This is a genomic window from Paraburkholderia atlantica, assembly GCF_000092885.1.
Taxonomy (GTDB): Bacteria; Pseudomonadota; Gammaproteobacteria; order Burkholderiales; family Burkholderiaceae; genus Paraburkholderia; species Paraburkholderia atlantica.
Window position 1 is genome coordinate 584,400 of the sequence record NC_014118.1, and the last position, 14,436, is coordinate 598,835.

Sequence of the window (14,436 nt, forward strand, 5' to 3'; positions counted from 1 at the left end):
CCATGACCCGCCCGACCACGCAGATCTTCGACGCCGCCGCCACCGCGCGGCTGATGCCTTATGCGGCGCTTGTCGACGCATTGCGGCGCGCAAGCATCGACTACGCGCAACAACGCATCGTGAGCCCCGAGCGGCTCGTCGTGCCGCTGAACGCCGGCGGCATCATGCTGTCGATGCCCGCCACCGCGCCCGATCTCGCCATCCACAAGCTCGTCAACGTGTGCGCGAGCAACGGCGCGCGCCATCTGCCGACGATCCACGGCCAGGTCATGGCTTTCGATGCCGATACCGGCGAGACGCTGTTCGTCCTCGACGGTCCGACCGTGACGGGCCGCCGGACCGCGGCGATGTCGATGCTCGGCATCGCGGCGTTCGCCGCGCGCACGCCGCGCGAATTCCTGCTGATCGGCACCGGCACGCAGGCGCTGAACCATCTGGAAGCAATCGGCGAACTGTTTCCCGACGCGCTGGTGTGGGTCAAGGGCAGCGCCCCCGCGCGCGCCGAAGCGTTCTGCGCGGAGCAGAGCGGCAAGGTTCGTGAGTTGCGGCCGCTCGCGGAAGCGGGCGCGACGATTCCGGCTTCGATCGAGGTCGTGATCACGTTGACCACCAGCAAACAGCCGGTCTACGACGAGCCGGCGCGTGCCGAGCGGCTCGTGATCGGCGTCGGCGCTTTCACTCCGCAGATGGTCGAGATCGGCGCAACGACGATCGGGGGCAGTGCGCTGTTTGTCGACGACGAGGCCGGCGCGAAGCACGAGGCCGGCGATTTCATCCAGGCCGGCGTCGACTGGGCGCGGGTGGGCGGGATCGCCGCGGTGCTCGGTAAGGCGCAGCCCGTGCTGGGGGGGCCGGTGGTGTTCAAGAGCGTCGGCTGCGCGGCGTGGGATCTGGCCGCGTGCCGGGTCGCGCGTGACGCGCTAGCGCGCGGCTGACCGTTAGCGGCGCACCCGCCAAAATCACGCAAAATATCCCGAAAAAACAACCGTGTGGCGCGCAAGCTTGGCAACTTGCGCTAACCTGCGGCAGATGTTGCCGTGCAAACTATCTCAAAACGTTGCACCATAGATGCTTGCCGGAAAAAGCGCCATACCGGACGTGAGCCATAGCCCGTCCGCCCGCCGCCGATTCCTGATCGACGCCTTCCCCCTAGACGCTGCGACCGTGCCATGACGACCCATCAAGCTCCTGCCACCCCCGACCTGCCGCTCGACATGATCATCTTCGGCGGCACCGGCGACCTGTCGTTCCGCAAGCTGCTGCCCGCGCTGTACATGGCGCATCTGCACTGCAACCTGCCGCCGGACACCCGCATTCTGACGATCGGGCGCAAGCCCTGGTCGCGCGAGGAATACATCAGCGAATTCATGGAGCAGAAGGCCAAGCCCTTCATCGACAAGAAGGCGTTCGATGCGTCCGCGTGGGACAAATTTCTCGCGATTTTCGAATACGTGCGGATGGACGTCGATTCGCCCGAGGACTACCTGCGCCTGAAGGAAGCATCGCGCGACGGCGTGAACCGCGTGTTCTATCTGGCGACGTCGCCGGATCTGTTCACCAATATCTGCGACAACCTGTCGGCGGCCGGGCTCGTCGACGCCCATTCGCGCGTGGTGCTCGAAAAGCCGCTCGGCCACGATCTCGCGTCCGCGAAGGAGATCAACAACGCGGTCGGCAAGCATTTCGAGGAAGCGCAGATCTACCGGATCGACCACTACCTCGGCAAGGAAACCGTACAGAACCTGATGGTGCTGCGCTTCGGCAATCCGATTTTCGGGCCGCTGTGGCAGGCGCCGTACATCAAGAGCGTGCAGATCACTGTGGCCGAAACGGTCGGCGTGGGCACTCGCGCGGGGTTCTACGACAAGACCGGCGCGTTGCGCGACATGGTGCAGAACCACCTGCTGCAACTGCTGTGCATCGTCGCGATGGAGCCGCCGGTGTCGCTCGATCCCGACGCGGTGCGCGACGAAAAGCTGAAGGTGCTGCGCTCGCTGCGTCCGATGACGCCCGAGGACATCGCCCGCGACACGGTGCGCGGCCAGTACACGGCGGGCGCGGTCGATGGCGAGGCGGTCAAGGGCTACCTCGAGGAAGAAAACGTGCCGCCGGGCAGCCGCGCCGAAACCTTCGTCGCACTGCGCGCGCGGATCAACAACTGGCGCTGGGCCAACGTGCCGTTCTTCCTGCGCACCGGCAAGCGGATGCAGAAGAAGCTGTCGGAGATCGTCATCGAATTCTCCGAGCTGCCGTTCTCGATCATCCCGAGCAATGGGCGCACTTACGGCAATCGTCTGGTGATCCAGTTGCAGCCCGAAGAGTCGATCCAGCTGCAGGTGCTTGCGAAAGAACCCGGCAGCGGCATGCACATGGTGCCGGTGAACCTGAACCTGGACCTGCAGCAGGCGTTCACCGAGCGTCGCGCGGAAGCCTATGAGCGGCTGCTGATCGATGTGATCCGCGGACGGCTGACGCACTTCATGCGCCGCGACGAACTCGAAGCGGCATGGGCGTGGGCCGAGCCGATTCTCGACGGCTGGGCGAAGTCGGGCGAGCGGCCGCGTTCGTATTCGGCGGGCACGTTCGGACCGGCGGCATCGACCTCGCTGATGACGCGGGAGAACGCCGTGTGGGCGGAGGAATCGCAGTAACGGGCTTTTGACAGCGCTATTCGAGGCGGCTCGCGACGTTGCAGTGGCGTCGCGAGCCGCTTTTGCTTGGGCTGTGGCTGGCGCGTTGATTGTTCGTCATTCATATGGCTTGAGCCTATGATGGTTTCCTTGTCCGCATCACTCAGCGGCATTCCAAAGGAGGCATCGATGAGGCGAATTCTCGTGGCATTGATCTGGGCGGCAAGCGTGGCAACCATACTCAATCTCACGGCTTACGCCAGCAACGGTGTCAATGCCCGCAGCGATCCGCCGAAGGTGATCATCGACAGCGACTACAACACGCTCGGCGACGACGGCCAACTCGGCGTGATGGCCGCGCAATTGCAGGCGCAGGGTTCGCTGAAAGTGCTCGGCATTACCGTGGTATCCGGCAATCAGTGGCTGAAGCAGGGCGTTGCCGATGCGTTGAAATCGGTCGAGCGGCTCGGCGTCGAACAACAGATCGGCGTGTATGCGGGCGCCAATTACGCGTTGTCGCACGACTTCACGACGATCCAGCGGGAACTGAAGGCATGCCCCGGCGGGGACGGTTACATTGGCGCATGGAGCAAGCCCGAGCCGAAATCGGCTGACGAGCTCGTCGCGCCGCCGGACGGCTTTGCAACGCACACGAAGGTGCGGAGTCAGAGCGCGATCGACTTCATCGTCGAGTCGGTGAAGCGCTATCCGGACGAGGTGACGATCCTCGCAATCGGCCCGCTGACCAACATCGCGTTGGCTACGCGCGAGCATCCCGAGATCGTGCCGCTGATCAGGCAGATCATTTACATGGGCGGCGCGATCGACGTACCCGGCAATACCACGCTCACCGCCGAATTCAACTGGTGGTTCGATCCGGAAGCGGCGAAAACAGTGCTGCGTCTGCCGATCAACCAGACGGTGATTCCGCTCGACGTGACGAACACCGTGAAAATGGACAAGGCGCTTTACGATCGCATTGCACACGATCCGGCGAAGCAGACCATCATCACGCAACTGTTCAGGACGCTGAACGGCTACGGCTACGACGGCAAAAACGGCTTCGAGACCGATCCGAACTACACGACGAACATCTGGGACACGCTGACGCTCGCGTATCTGATGCATCCGTCGTTCGCGACGCAGACCGTCGAGGAGTGGGTGGATGTGGATACGAGCTTCGGCGCCAACGATGGCAAGGCAAGGGGCTACACGAGTTCGCCGCCGCCGGGATTGCAGAAGATGACAGTGGTCAAACGATTTGATAATCCGGCGTTTTTCAATTTCTATGTCGATCTGTTGACGCGGCCGGTGCCGGTGCGGCCGATGGACTGATCGACGCGCGCGCCGCGCGCCCGCACCCGCTTTACGCGGGATGCAGGCCGCGCAGCAACTGACGCACGCGCGACAGATCCTGCTCGACGTGGCCGGCTTTCTCGAACAGCTCCGCGAGCCAATCGACGAACGCACGCACGCGCGGCGACACGCGGCGGTTCTTCACGTATGCGACCGAGACCGGCATCGGCACGGGTTTCCATTGCGGCAGCACTTCATGCAGCAAGCCTGAATCGAGGTAAGGCTGCGCGGCGATGCGCGCGGGCTGGATCATGCCGAGGCCTTGCAGCCCGCAGGTCAGGTACGCCTGTTCGTCGCTGACTTGCACGAAGCCATTGAGCTTGACCTTGCGCGCTTCGCCATCAACTTCGAAATCGAAGTCGCATTCGCGGCCGCTATGTGGCGACACGCAGTTGACCGCGACATGCGCGCGCAGCTCGTCGAGATCGGCGGGCGAGCCGTGGCGGGCCAGATAGCCTGGACTCGCGCAGGTGACCTGATCGAGCGTGCCGAGTTGCCGCGCGACGAGATTGGAATCGGGCAATTCACCGAGCTGGATGCTGCAGTCGATTGCCTCGGAAACCATATCGACGGTGCGGTTGCTGACGCCGATCGCGAGATCGAGGTTCGGGTAGAGGGTGTGGAACTCGTCTAGCGATGGAAGCACGATTGCGCTTGCTACTGCGCTTGGCATTTCTATGCGGAGGCGGCCTGTCAGGTTGTCGGTCGAATTGCGGATGCTGGCTTCCATTTCGTCGATGTCGGCGAGTATTTGCGCGCAGCGTTCGTAGTAGGCGGCGCCTTCTGGCGTGATGCTCAGGCGGCGCGTCGTGCGGACTAAGAGCGCGGTGCCCAGCAGGGCTTCCAGGTTCTGGACGATCGTCGTTGCCGTTGCGCGCGGAATGTTTAGTGATTCCGCTGCGCGGGTGAAGCTGTTGGTGTCCACAATTCGGATGAATGTGCGCATTGCAGTTATTCTGTCGATCACTGGGATGCTCCAAATGAGGTTTGTCTTTTTTGCCTGCGGCGGTTGTTTTTGTCTTTGTTCTTTGCGGTGTTGGCCTTTCCTTGCTGACTTATCGGTCTATTGGCGTTGCCCCTGTGCGGGGCGGCACCTACTTTCTTTGCTGCTGCAAAGAAAGTAGGCAAAGAAGACAGCTCAAACCGCTAATTCTTAAGCGGGCACCGTGCCCCACAAGCGGCAGTGGTGCATCTGGAATCGGTGCCCTCGCACATTCCGCGTTATTGACAAAGCCGTCATCCATCCCACTCCGCACTGCGTGCGTCGCGGACCGGTATGCAGGGGAAACCAGTGTGTTTTTTTGTGTTAGTGGGGCCATCGGCGGCGCCTCGGTGAGGCGCCGAAACAACCAATGGTTTGAGAACAGTGCTTCGGCGCGCGCAGCGCCGCCGGAGGTATGACTGCCTTGTCAATAACGCGGAATGTGCGAGACGACAGATTCCAGATGCACCACTACCTCATGCGGACTGAGGGACCCGCTTAAGAGTTAGCGGTTTGAGCTGTCTTCTTTGCCTACTTTCTTTGCAGCAGCAAAGAAAGTAGGTGCCGCCCAGCACAGGGGCAACGCCAATAGACCGACAAGACAACAAGGAAAGGCCAACACCCTAAGAACACAGAAAAAGAGCGAAGGCAAAAAAACACAACGACAAACAAAACCCCGCGCCGCAGGCGCAAAAAAAGCCACCCGCTGCGCGGACAAAAAAAGCAACTATTTCCGCAGGGAATCCATATCAATCACAAACCTGTACTTCACATCGCTCTTGAGCATCCGCTCATAAGCCTCATTGATCTTCTGCATCGGAATCATTTCAATATCAGAAGTAATGCCATGCTCCCCGCAGAAATCGAGCATTTCCTGCGTCTCGGCAATACCACCAATCAGCGACCCAGCAAGGCGCCGCCGCTTGAAGATCAGATTGAACACCTGCGGCGACGGATGATCATGCTCCGGCGCACCGACCAAGGTCATAGTGGCATCTCGCTTCAGCAGATTCAAAAACGGATTCAGATCATGCTGCGCAGCCACCGTATTGAGAATGAAATCGAAGCTATTCACATGCGCTTCCATCTCCTGCGGATTCTTCGAAACCACGACTTCATGCGCGCCAAGCCGCTTCGCATCCTCGATCTTCGACGGCGACGTCGTAAACAGCACGACATGCGCGCCCATCGCCCGAGCCAGCTTCACACCCATATGGCCGAGTCCGCCGAGGCCGACAATCCCGACTTTCTTGCCCGGGCCCACGCCCCACGTGCGTAGCGGCGAATACGTGGTGATGCCCGCGCATAGCAGCGGCGCGACACCCGCGGGGTCGAGATTCTGCGGAACGCGCAGCGTAAACGCCTCGTCGACGACCAGTTGCGTCGAATAGCCACCGTACGTGACCTGTCCGTCGACGCGATCGACACCGTTATACGTGCCCACCCAACCGTTCTCGCAATACTGCTCGAGACCTTCCGCGCAGCTCGAACAGGTGCGGCACGAATCGACCAGACAGCCGACCGCGACCAGTTCTCCGACCTTGTACTTCGTTACGTTCGAACCAACCGCGGTCACGCGGCCCACGATTTCGTGGCCCGGCACGACCGGGTACATCGTGTTCTTCCATTCGTTGCGCGCCTGATGCAAGTCGGAATGGCACACGCCGCAGTACAGCACTTCCATCTGCACGTCATGGGCGCGCGGTGCGCGGCGCTGGAATTCGAATGGGGCGAGCGGCGTGGTGGCGTCGGTCGCTGCATAGGCATACGTCGTGCTCATGGGTAGCTCCAGCAAAGAGGGTGATGGTGCAACATGCGACGCGCTGGCGATACGCAACACCAGGTTGCGGATGCGGCGGGCCGCAGCATGAACCGGAATCGGGGAGCGGGCATCGGTGACCAACATTCGCGTTGGCCAATGACCGTAGCACGCTGCACGCGGCGAGAAGGGCGATCCGGCAGGGTTCCCATATTAGGAGTCCGGTACCCGTCGCGGAATACCTGATTGTCTTGAAGATTTGCCTAAAACTCTGGAAGGGCGGCGCGATAGACTGTTTGGTGCTAAATTCCAGGCATTATTCTCCTGGCTGTCACCATATCGTCATGTCCACTCAAGCTGTCGATTCCGTTACGAACGATGCGGCGCAGCGCCGCGTGCTCGAACTGTTCAATCTGCTCGCGCCGAATGCCGGCATCACGCGTTCGAGCCTCGAAGGCGTCGACCTGCTGCGCGCGAATCAGCCGATGGCGCGCAGGCCGGTGATGTACGAGCCAAGTATCGTGATCGTCTGCCAGGGACGCAAGCGTGGTTTTATCGGCGATCAGATATTCCAGTACGACGCGCAGCAGTACCTGGTGTTGTCGGTGCCGTTGCCGTTCGAATGCGAGACCGAGGCAAGCGAACAGGAGCCTTTTCTCGGCATTTCCGTGCGCGTCGATCTGACGATGGTCGCCGAGTTGCTGATGGCGCTCAACGAGACCCAGGGTATCGCGCAGCACGAACCGGCCGGCATCTACTCGACGCCGCTCGATCCCGCGCTGAGCGGCGCAGTGAAGCGTCTGATGGAAGCACTCGCATCGCCGCTCGATGCGCGCATCCTCGCGCCCGGCATCGTGCGCGAAATCTGTTATCGCGTGCTGACCGGCGAGCAGGGCGGCGCGATCCGCGCGGCGCTCACGCATCAGAATCATTTTGGCCGCATCGCGAAGGCGCTGCGGCGTATCCATGCGGACTACCACGGCTCGCTCGATGTCGATACGCTCGCGGCCGAGGCCGGCATGAGCCTCGCGGTGTTTCACGCGCAGTTCAAGGCGGTCACCGCGACGTCGCCGATGCAGTACGTGAAGACCACGCGTCTGCATCACGCGCGTCTGTTGATGGTGCAGGATGGCTTGAATGCGGGCGCGGCTGCCGCGCGGGTCGGCTACGAAAGCGCGTCGCAGTTCAGCCGCGAGTTCAAACGGCTATTCGGCCTGAGTCCCGGCGACGAGGTCAAGCGCATGCGCGCCGCTCACGATGCGCCGCTGCCGCGCGCACACAAGCCGGTGCCGCGTTATGTGACCGCGGTCTAAAGCCCGCTGAACCAGTTGTAGCCCTGATCTTCCCAGTAACCGCCCGGGTTCGTGTTGGTCACGAAGATCGCGGCGATATGCTTCGGGTTCTTGAAGCCGAGTTTGGTCGGCACGCGCAGCTTCAGCGGATAACCGTATTTGGCCGGCAGCGGCGCGTTGCGGAAATCGAGCGTCAATTGTGTTTGCGGATGCAGCGCGGTCGCCATGTCGAGGCTCGAGTAATAGCGGTCCGCGCATTTGAAGCCCACGTAGCGCGCGCTCAGATCGGCGCCGATCAGTTGCAGAAACGTGCGAAACGGCACACCGCTCCATTGTCCGATCGCGCTCCACCCTTCGATGCACACGTGACGCGTGATCTGCGAAACCTGCGGCAATGTGCGCAGCCGCTCGAGACTCCAGCTGCGTTTGTCCGCGACGAGCCCCGACACTTCGAGCCGAAAGGTCGAGCCGTCGATATCGGGCGCATCGAACTCGGGATAGAACGCGTTGAACGGAAACGGATCGGTGATATCGCGCGCCGCATAGGTCGGCGCGAGTTTGTTGCGATTGAACAGCCACGCCTGCACGCGATCGTTCCAGCGCGACATCGCCCATAGCACCTTGTCGACCGAATCGTTGTCCTGCAGGTTGCAGCCGGACAGCATCGCGAGGGCGCCGATCGATAGCGACGAGCGCAGAAATAGACGGCGTTGCAATTGCTCGATTTGCGGCCGGTGCTCGGCAAGCACGATGCGTGGGCGGCGCGCGTCTTCTGTATTGGCGTGCGTATCGTTCGCCGTGTCGGTTCGTTGCGGGGCGCTCATGCGCGAGTCCTCTGGGGGGCTTGATCGATTCGGTGCGTGCCATGCCGGGCGCGTCCGGTGAACATCGGCGGCAAGGTGCGCGGCACCAGCAGTACCAACAGCAGATGCACGACGACGAAGCCGACCACGCCGGCCATCGCGACGAAATGCACGCGCCGCGCAAAATCGAAGCCGCCGAACAGCGTGGTCAGCCACGAGAATTGCACCGGCTTCCAGATCGACAGTCCGGATGCGACGAGCAGCACGCCGAGCACCAGCACCAGCAGATACAGCGCGCGCTGCACGGCGTTGTACCTGCCGGTCTCGTGCGGCAGTCTGAAGCGCAACGCGAGCGCCGCATCGCGCGCCACGTCGCGGGCACGCACCGGCAGCAGCTTGCGACGCAAATGGCCGCTCGCGACGCCGTGCGCGAGATACAGCAGCCCGTTCACGCACAGCAGCCACATCGCCGCGAAGTGCCATGCGATCGAGCCGCCGAGCCATCCGCCGACCGTCGCCCAGACGGGAAACCGGAACGGAAAGATCGGCGACGCGTTATAGATCGCCCAGCCGCTCATCACCATGCAGACCATCGCGAACGCATTGATCCAGTGCGTCACACGAACCAGGAGAGGATGAACGATCAGAGCTGCTTGCGAGTCGGGCATTGGCTTCAAAAACGAGAGGGTTGAAGATGAACCACATGCCGCTTTACATCGGCGGCGTTACGCCATGCTCACCGGCCGAAATGAAATTCGCCGCCATCGAGCCGTCCGCCTCCTTGTGCGCAAACAGCACGACCTTCGCGCCGGGCGTCAGCAGCGCGCGGCTGCCCGGCTCCAGACTGACGATGGGCACGTCCTGCGGAATCACGATCTTCTTCTCGCCGTCCTTGTACTTGACGGTGATCGTGCGGCCGTTGCTGACCACCAGCGAGCCGACCGTGCCGTTCGTCATCGTGCTGTTCGCGCCGAGATCCCACGGACGATGACCTTCGCCCGAACCGCGCATGCTCGGCGGGAATACATGCACTTCGAGCGCTTTCAGCGTGCCGTCGGACTGCGGAATCGCGGCAGTGCCGACATAGCTGTCCGGCTTGATGTCGGCGACGTTGGCGAGCGTGACGCCACGAATCGGCGTGTCGGCGGCGAGTTTCACGTCGACGTCCTGGCCGTCGCGCGTGTGGACTTTGAGCAGATCGCCCGACAGCGACGTGACCGTGCCGCGCACGCCGGTCGGCGCGGCAGTCTGGGCCAAAGCCGCGAACGTCGTCGCGAACAGCGCGGCGGCGAGTGCGGGGACGGCGAGGGCGCGCAGCGTGCGCGCGCGGGCGTTGTTCATGCGGGTCTTCATCAGGCAACTCCAGGAAGGGATGCAGCGTGGTGGACGGTGCTATCAGACTAGCCGCCGCATCGGCTCATCACGGTGACGGGAGGATGACAAAAACGTCATCAATGGCCGACGGCGGCCACGTAGAATGGCCGCCGGGGGAGCGTCGCAGGTTTTTTCGAGCGCTCCCGTCAGGCGTTTATTGCGCGCGCGAGCGCGGCCTTGCGGGTCGAATCGTGCGCAGGAGCGGCGAGCATCATGAGCATTCTGGTTATCGAAGACGATCCGAAAACCGGCGACTATCTGAAGAAGGGTCTGCGCGAGAACGGCTACGCGGTCGACCTCGCGCGCACCGGCACGGACGGCCTGCATCTGGCGCTCGAGCACGACTACGAACTGGTGGTGCTCGACGTGATGCTGCCCGGCATCGACGGTTGGGAAATCATGCGGGCGTTGCGTGCGCGACGCGATTTGCGGGTAATTTTCCTGACCGCGCGTGATCAGGTCAGCGACCGCATTCGCGGTCTCGAACTCGGCGCCGACGACTATCTGGTCAAACCGTTTTCGTTTACCGAGCTGGTGCTGCGCATTCGCACGTTGCTGCGCCGTGGCGTGATCCGCGAAAGCGACGTGTTCGAAGTCGCCGACTTGAAGCTCGACGTGTTGCGCCGCCGGGTCACGCGCGAAGGCGTCGACATTCCGCTGACCAACAAGGAGTTCATGCTGCTGCATCTGCTGGTGCGCCGCGAGGGCGAAGCGCTGTCGCGCTCGCAGATCGCGTCGGAAGTGTGGGACATGAACTTCGATAGCGACACCAACGTGGTCGACGTGGCGATCAAGCGCTTGCGCGCGAAGGTCGATCACCCGTTCGAGAAGAAGCTGATTCACACCGTGCGCAGCATCGGTTACACGTTCGGCGACAGCGCATGAAACTCTGGACCGAACGCTCGCTGATCGCGCGCACCACGTTGCTGTTCGCGCTGATCGCCTGCGCGGTGATCGGTTCGCTCGGCGCGTATTTCTATCATTCCGCCGAAGTCGCGCTGCAACGCCGCGCCGATGTCGTGCTGAGCGGCCGCGTCGAGCATTTCAGCCGCATCGTGCACGACCTTTACTCGGTCAGCGAATTGAAAAAGCGTCCGCTGCTGTTCGAGACGATGCTCGGCGCGGAAGAGGACGTGCTGATCTTTCGCCGGCCGGGTGAAGCGCCGTTCGTCGACGTGAATCCGGGCGGGCTCGCGGTGCCTGATCTGCCGGTCATGCCGGCAGGCAATCCGCCGCGCGCCACCGACGTCCGGCGGACGCGCCTACCCGACGGCGTGCCGGTGCATTGGGCGATCGCGACCGCGACGGCGCGCGAGGATGGCGCCGAAGTCGAGGTGATCGCCGGCCATCCGATGACGCACGAAATGCGCATGCTGGCCGAGTACCGCAACCGCATCGTGCTGGCGACGTTGACCGGCATGCTGGCGGCGACGCTGCTCGCTTACTGCGTGTTGCGCCGCGCGCTGCGCCCGGTGCGCGAGATCGCCGCGCGCGCCGCGCAAATCAGCCCGACAAACCTGGCGGTGCGGCTCGACGACGAAGCGGCGCCGGTGGAACTGCGTCAGCTTACGCACGCGTTCAATGCGATGCTCGATCGTCTCGCCGACGGCTACCAACGTCTGCAGCAGTTTTCCGCCGATCTCGCGCACGAGATTCGCACGCCGGTCGGCGCGCTGGTCGGCCAGACCCAGGTGGCGCTCGCGCAGCCGCGCGAACCCGACGAGTATCAGCAACTGCTCGAATCGAATCTGGAGGAGTTGAATCGCCTGAGCCATATCGCGGAGAACATTCTGTTTCTCGCGCATGCGGATCATGCGGCGTTGTCGATCGAACGGCAGCCGGTCGATCTGCATGGGGAGCTCGTCAGAATCGCCGACTATTTCGAAGGCCTGGCCGATGAGCGCGGCATGCGTTTCGAAGTCGACGCGGCGGGCATCGCGTCGGCCAATCCGATGTTGTGCCGCCGCGCGATCAACAATCTGGTCGTCAACGCGGTGCGTTACGGCTCGGGCGACACCATCGTGCGCCTGCGCGGCGCGCAGGACCAGGCGGGCGCGCTGGTGACAGTCGAAAACGAGGGCGAGCCGATTCCGGCCGCGCAACTCGACCGGCTGTTCGATCGCTTCTATCGCGGCGACGCGGCGCGCAGCGCGTTCACCGAATCGAACGGACTCGGGCTCGCGATCGTGAAGGCGATCATGCATCTGCATGGCGGCAGCGCGCGCGTGGTGTGTCCGCTGCCGGGCGTCGTGCGTTTCGAGCTGCGCTTTCCGGCCGCGTGACTTGCTCGCGCGTTAGGTCCGGCGCCGCTTCAGCCGACGCCGCCTATACTTTTCAAAGCGCTTTGAAAGGACCGTTCGCTGCCGAACTCACCAGGAGTCGCATCATGGTCAAGCTCGCTTTGTATGTCCGTCTGGAAGCCAAGCCCGGCAAGGAAAAGGAAGTCGAGGCGTTTTTGCTCGGCGGCCTGCCGCTCGTCGAGCAGGAGCCGGCCACCGCAGCGTGGTTCGGTCTTAAGCTCGGTCCGTCGACGTACGCCATTTTCGATGCATTCGACGACGAAGCCGGTCGCAACGCACATCTGAACGGCAAGGTCGCGGCCGCGTTGATGGAGAAGGCGGGCGAGCTATTCGCGTCGCCGCCGAGCATCGTCAAGCTGGATGTGCTGGCGGCCAAGCTGCCGGGCTGAGTGAGGTTGAGCGTCGAGCGTTGCGCCGGCGTGGCGAACGTCTGACGCCCTCGGCCGTTATTTCGCCGCCGCGTCCACGGCCGGCTGCGCGTCGTAGTGCGCGCGCTTTTCCTCGTACATCAGCAGGTCGGCGCGCTGCACGCCCGCTTCGAGCCGATCGCCGCGCTGGCAGGTCGCCGCGCCCATCGAGAAGCTCAGCGGCGAGCCCGGATAGAACTGATTGTTCATCTCGACCAGCTGGCGGATCGCGTCGATCATTGCCGCGCCGCCGCGCTCGTCGGTATCGGGCATCAGGATCGCGAACTCGTCGCCGCCGATGCGCGCCGCGTGGAACGGCGACTCCATCGCCTTCGCGAGCACTTCGCCGGCGCGCCGCAGCAGCGCGTCGCCGGCCGCGTGGCCGAGCTGATCGTTCACGCGCTTCAGGCCGTTCAGATCGGCCATGATGATCGTGACGGGCCACGGTCCCTTGCGTTCCAGCCGGTTCAGTTCGTCGACGTAGAACGAGCGGTTGCGCAGCTTGGTCAGCACGTCGTGCTTGCCGAGGAATTCGAGGTAGGCCTCGGCCTTCTTGCGCGCGGTGATGTCGGTCAGCGCGACGAGCACGAGGTCCCAGTCCCGCTCGTGACCGGGCAGCACCGAGAATTGCAGGTGTACGTGAACCTCGTTGCCGTCGAGTGAATAGTTGAGCACCTCGCGCTGCTGAAACAGCTTGTTGTCCCACAGGTCGATCAACTGCTCGCGGAAATGCGGACGCATATCGTCGCGGAACACATCGGCGAGGCGGGCGAGCAGCGTCTTCTTGTCCTTCGCGCCGAACATCCCGAGCGTGTGGTGGTTGACGTCGAGCACGTGGATTTCCGCCATGCAGCGTTCGACGAACTCGGGATGGACGTCGGTAAACACGCGGAAGTCGTTGATGCCGGCCGCGCGCGCGCCGTCGAGCAGGCGTTTGACCGCGCTGAAATCCTCGACCCACAGCGATACCGGTGAATGTTCGAAGAGCCCGCGCGCGTATTCCTCCGCTTTCACGACGCGGCGCCGCGCGCCTTCGAGCTCGGTGATGTCTTCGGTCGACACCAGCACGCGGTCCCAGCGTTGCTCGTGACCGGGCAGCACCGAGCCCTTGAGCAGCACGTCGAGGCGCCGTCCGCCGAGCGTGTAGTTGACGGTGTGGCTCGTGAAGTTCGACTGTCCGGCCCAGAGCTGGCACAGCTCTTCGAGGTGCGTTTTTAGCATGTCGTCGCGGAACACCGACGCGAGATTGCTCGTCAGCGTGTCGAAATCGGCGGCCTCGAATTGCGTGAGCGTCTGCCGATTGACCTTGATCACGCGGATGCGGTGAGCGCATTCGGCAACGCGGCGCGGGTCTTCGGCGAAATGGGCGCGCAGATCGGTCACGCCCGCGGCTCGCCATTCATCGAACAACGCGCGCACGCCGCTGAAATCTTCGAGCCACAACGACACCGGCGCGAGTTCGAACATTCCGGAGTCGTCGTTGATGGGGGCGGCGCCGCTCGTGAGGGTATCCAGCATGAGGTTCTCGGAATC

General features: G+C 63.2%; 13 protein-coding genes. 7 read left to right on the plus strand and 6 right to left on the minus strand.

Features of this window, described 5'->3' with window-relative positions; translation table 11 throughout:
- Positions 1-2: 2 nt before the first annotated feature.
- The 3 genes from lhpI to BC1002_RS18685 all read left to right on the plus strand — a co-directional run bounded on the left by lhpI (position 3) and on the right by BC1002_RS18685 (position 3,965).
- Complete coding sequence (lhpI, locus tag BC1002_RS18675; RefSeq protein ID WP_013091551.1) at positions 3-935, plus strand: bifunctional Delta(1)-pyrroline-2-carboxylate/Delta(1)-piperideine-2-carboxylate reductase; 933 nt, start codon at positions 3-5, stop codon at positions 933-935.
- Between the two features lie 234 nt (positions 936-1,169).
- On the plus strand, positions 1,170-2,651 hold the full coding sequence (gene zwf / locus BC1002_RS18680) for a glucose-6-phosphate dehydrogenase (RefSeq protein ID WP_013091552.1): 1,482 nt from the start codon (positions 1,170-1,172) through the stop codon (positions 2,649-2,651).
- Between the two features lie 168 nt (positions 2,652-2,819).
- Positions 2,820-3,965, plus strand: coding sequence for a nucleoside hydrolase (locus tag BC1002_RS18685; protein WP_013091553.1), 1,146 nt, complete (start codon positions 2,820-2,822; stop codon positions 3,963-3,965).
- A gap of 31 nt (positions 3,966-3,996) precedes the next feature.
- Here the strand turns inward: BC1002_RS18685 and BC1002_RS18690 are convergent, their stop codons facing one another.
- Positions 3,997-4,953 carry a LysR family transcriptional regulator gene (locus BC1002_RS18690; protein ID WP_013091554.1) on the minus strand — a complete coding sequence of 319 codons (957 nt, stop codon included), beginning with the start codon at positions 4,951-4,953 and terminating at the stop codon, positions 3,997-3,999.
- A 742-nt stretch (positions 4,954-5,695) separates the two neighbouring features.
- Positions 5,696-6,748 carry an NAD(P)-dependent alcohol dehydrogenase gene (locus BC1002_RS18695; RefSeq protein WP_013091555.1) on the minus strand — a complete coding sequence of 351 codons (1,053 nt, stop codon included), beginning with the start codon at positions 6,746-6,748 and terminating at the stop codon, positions 5,696-5,698.
- A 323-nt stretch (positions 6,749-7,071) separates the two neighbouring features.
- Between BC1002_RS18695 and BC1002_RS18700 the strand changes: the two genes are divergently transcribed.
- Positions 7,072-8,040: an AraC family transcriptional regulator gene (locus tag BC1002_RS18700; protein ID WP_013091556.1), complete on the plus strand. Its 969-nt coding sequence runs from the start codon at positions 7,072-7,074 to the stop codon at positions 8,038-8,040.
- Here the strand turns inward: BC1002_RS18700 and BC1002_RS18705 are convergent.
- The 3 genes from BC1002_RS18705 to BC1002_RS18715 are packed head-to-tail and all read right to left on the minus strand — an operon-like array spanning position 8,037 to position 10,175.
- Positions 8,037-8,843 carry a molybdopterin-dependent oxidoreductase gene (locus BC1002_RS18705; protein WP_013091557.1) on the minus strand — a complete coding sequence of 269 codons (807 nt, stop codon included), beginning with the start codon at positions 8,841-8,843 and terminating at the stop codon, positions 8,037-8,039. The two genes, BC1002_RS18700 and BC1002_RS18705, sit on opposite strands and share 4 nt — an antisense overlap.
- Complete coding sequence (locus BC1002_RS18710; protein WP_013091558.1) at positions 8,840-9,490, minus strand: cytochrome b/b6 domain-containing protein; 651 nt, start codon at positions 9,488-9,490, stop codon at positions 8,840-8,842. The genes BC1002_RS18705 and BC1002_RS18710 overlap by 4 nt, the downstream gene beginning before the upstream one ends.
- 43 nt (positions 9,491-9,533) lie before the next feature.
- The gene (locus tag BC1002_RS18715) at positions 9,534-10,175 is read right to left on the minus strand and encodes a DUF5666 domain-containing protein (protein WP_013091559.1); all 642 of its coding nucleotides are present in this window, start codon (positions 10,173-10,175) and stop codon (positions 9,534-9,536) included.
- A gap of 234 nt (positions 10,176-10,409) precedes the next feature.
- Between BC1002_RS18715 and BC1002_RS18720 the strand changes: the two genes are divergently transcribed.
- The 3 genes from BC1002_RS18720 to BC1002_RS18730 all read left to right on the plus strand — a co-directional run bounded on the left by BC1002_RS18720 (position 10,410) and on the right by BC1002_RS18730 (position 12,885).
- A complete protein-coding gene (locus tag BC1002_RS18720) occupies positions 10,410-11,081 on the plus strand; it encodes a heavy metal response regulator transcription factor (protein WP_013091560.1) in 672 nt (223 codons plus the stop codon).
- Positions 11,078-12,478, plus strand: a complete 1,401-nt coding sequence (locus BC1002_RS18725; RefSeq protein WP_013091561.1) for a heavy metal sensor histidine kinase — start codon at positions 11,078-11,080, stop codon at positions 12,476-12,478. The genes BC1002_RS18720 and BC1002_RS18725 overlap by 4 nt, the downstream gene beginning before the upstream one ends.
- A 104-nt stretch (positions 12,479-12,582) precedes the next feature.
- A complete protein-coding gene (locus BC1002_RS18730) occupies positions 12,583-12,885 on the plus strand; it encodes a putative quinol monooxygenase (RefSeq protein ID WP_013091562.1) in 303 nt (100 codons plus the stop codon).
- A 57-nt stretch (positions 12,886-12,942) separates the two neighbouring features.
- Here the strand turns inward: BC1002_RS18730 and BC1002_RS18735 are convergent, their stop codons facing one another.
- Positions 12,943-14,421 carry a sensor domain-containing diguanylate cyclase gene (locus BC1002_RS18735; RefSeq protein ID WP_013091563.1) on the minus strand — a complete coding sequence of 493 codons (1,479 nt, stop codon included), beginning with the start codon at positions 14,419-14,421 and terminating at the stop codon, positions 12,943-12,945.
- Positions 14,422-14,436: the final 15 nt, after the last annotated feature.

Excerpts from the sequence above, each read along its gene's own strand:
- BC1002_RS18695 (WP_013091555.1), bottom strand. The coding sequence starts at position 6,748 with ATGAGCACGACGTATGCCTATGCAGCGACCGACGCCACCACGCCGCTC.
- BC1002_RS18700 (WP_013091556.1), top strand. The coding sequence starts at position 7,072 with ATGTCCACTCAAGCTGTCGATTCCGTTACGAACGATGCGGCGCAGCGC.
- BC1002_RS18735 (WP_013091563.1), bottom strand. The coding sequence starts at position 14,421 with ATGCTGGATACCCTCACGAGCGGCGCCGCCCCCATCAACGACGACTCC.
- BC1002_RS18715 (WP_013091559.1), bottom strand. The coding sequence starts at position 10,175 with ATGAAGACCCGCATGAACAACGCCCGCGCGCGCACGCTGCGCGCCCTC.
- BC1002_RS18720 (WP_013091560.1), top strand. The coding sequence starts at position 10,410 with ATGAGCATTCTGGTTATCGAAGACGATCCGAAAACCGGCGACTATCTG.
- BC1002_RS18710 (WP_013091558.1), bottom strand. The coding sequence starts at position 9,490 with ATGCCCGACTCGCAAGCAGCTCTGATCGTTCATCCTCTCCTGGTTCGT.
- BC1002_RS18685 (WP_013091553.1), top strand. The coding sequence starts at position 2,820 with ATGAGGCGAATTCTCGTGGCATTGATCTGGGCGGCAAGCGTGGCAACC.
- BC1002_RS18730 (WP_013091562.1), top strand. The coding sequence starts at position 12,583 with ATGGTCAAGCTCGCTTTGTATGTCCGTCTGGAAGCCAAGCCCGGCAAG.
- zwf (WP_013091552.1), top strand. The coding sequence starts at position 1,170 with ATGACGACCCATCAAGCTCCTGCCACCCCCGACCTGCCGCTCGACATG.
- BC1002_RS18725 (WP_013091561.1), top strand. The coding sequence starts at position 11,078 with ATGAAACTCTGGACCGAACGCTCGCTGATCGCGCGCACCACGTTGCTG.
- BC1002_RS18705 (WP_013091557.1), bottom strand. The coding sequence starts at position 8,843 with ATGAGCGCCCCGCAACGAACCGACACGGCGAACGATACGCACGCCAAT.
- lhpI (WP_013091551.1), top strand. The coding sequence starts at position 3 with ATGACCCGCCCGACCACGCAGATCTTCGACGCCGCCGCCACCGCGCGG.